Origin of the sequence: uncultured Algibacter sp., from assembly GCF_947487605.1 — a bacterium.
Classification (GTDB): Bacteria; Bacteroidota; Bacteroidia; order Flavobacteriales; family Flavobacteriaceae; genus Algibacter_D.
Window position 1 is genome coordinate 1 of the sequence record NZ_CANKXK010000034.1, and the last position, 1,622, is coordinate 1,622.

3 protein-coding genes are annotated in these 1,622 nt (G+C 30.6%); all 3 read right to left on the bottom strand.

The genetic code is table 11. From position 1 onward, the window contains the following. Nucleotides 1-180 precede the first annotated feature (180 nt). Complete coding sequence (locus tag Q0739_RS14755; RefSeq protein ID WP_298239505.1) at nt 181-408, bottom strand: hypothetical protein; 228 nt, start codon at nt 406-408, stop codon at nt 181-183. Between the two features lie 8 nt (nt 409-416). Further along, entirely contained in the window at nt 417-815 is a 399-nt protein-coding gene (locus Q0739_RS14760; RefSeq protein ID WP_298239506.1) for a hypothetical protein, read from the bottom strand. A 171-nt stretch (nt 816-986) separates the two neighbouring features. Further along, the gene (locus Q0739_RS14765; RefSeq protein WP_298239507.1) at nt 987-1,526 is read right to left on the bottom strand and encodes a nuclear transport factor 2 family protein; all 540 of its coding nucleotides are present in this window, start codon (nt 1,524-1,526) and stop codon (nt 987-989) included. Nucleotides 1,527-1,622 lie beyond the last annotated feature (96 nt).

Genomic DNA, 1,622 nt, shown 5'->3' on the forward strand with positions numbered 1-1,622 from the left:
TTATTTTCATTTTTGTTAATGTTAAGTTGCTGTTAATGGCTCACAACGTTTATGTATAAGATTAGTGCGGTTTTGTGCGCGAGGATTTTCCGCAGGAAAATCAGATGCAACAAAACAGGACTAATCGCTGGATTAAGCACAGACCCAAGCATTAATTTTATACTTTGTTATGTGCTGTATTTATTTTTCTAATAGTTTATTCTTTACTATTTTTTGAAAATCATTAATAGAAGAGGAAACAGAAATAATATTTCCTTTACTGTCAATTGCAATATAATTCGGTAAAGCTTTTATGTCAAAACTTATTGCAAATTGACTTTCAAATTCTTTAGAGCCAGCATAAAGCTTTAAACCTTTTAAATTGAATTTTTCTAATGAATTAATCCATTTGCTCTTTTCTTTATCCATTGTTGTGCTTAGTTTTTTTTGATTCCGAGTAGCCTTCTTTCCAATCTTATGATTTTATATTTTCTAATCGAATTCATTTCTAAATCAAATATTTCCAACTCGTTAGTTGAAGCATCCAATGTCCATTTTCCGGGTTTCATTGTATTTATGTCAGTCGCTCCGATTTTCAGATAACTGCATTTTCCATTAGCGCTGAAATTCATTTTAAATCTACCTCTAATAACTCTTTTTGAAGGAAAAGATTCATAATCACAAGGTCTGTAAACAGTCATATCAGGGTAAAACTTACTTTCTTCAGGAAAATATTTCCAACATCCAATTAAATCAGACTGTTTTATTGAATTATTTTGTCCGATTGCAGTAAAGCAAAGTGCAAAAAGAAATAAAAATGAAATTGTTTTTGTCATTCTATTATTCTAACAAACATTGCGCCAAATTAAGCACAACGGTCTCGGCTATAATTTCGTTGCGGAAAAATCGGCAGGATTCTTTCCGCCGTAGCCGAAAGATAGCAAATAAGCGTTGAATTCCGATTAGGAATTCAACCGCAATGAATTATAGCCATTGTTAGCAGCTGTTTATTTTTCCGTTGCCAATGAATCTTGTTTTTCCGATAGCTCTTTAATCAATGCCATTAACCCTCCTTCAAATCCAGAAACTTGTTTTATAAAAGGTAAATGCGCCCCAATTGACCTGCCTTTATATATTTTATTATCCTTAACCCAAAAGATAAACGTTTCGTTAAAATCAGTTTTATTAGCCTTGGTAGTTGAACTAGCCATTTTTGGTAAATCAGATTCCATTCCAATCAAGAAAATAACTTTTTCTTTATCAGCTAATGCCTCTACAATTTCAAGTTTTAAATTTGGTAAAAGAGATTCAATTCTATTAACGGCAGATTTTAATTCGTCCCGACTATTAAATTTTCTTCCTTCCGTTGATGTATGTTCATAATTTTCAACAAACAACTCATCAATTAAGTCAATATTATTTTGATTGTATACTTCATTGAAATAACGAGAAGTTAATTCAAGGTTTGATTTTCTTATTTTTTCATCGGATAATTCTTGTTGGCAAGAAGTCAAAAATATTAGTAAGAGTATTAGAATTGTTCTCATTATTGTATGATTGGTTTTAATGTCTAGTCCTGAAATATGGCTACAGGTTAAAATTGAATTTACGCTGATAATTTATATACCATATTTGGTGTTTTA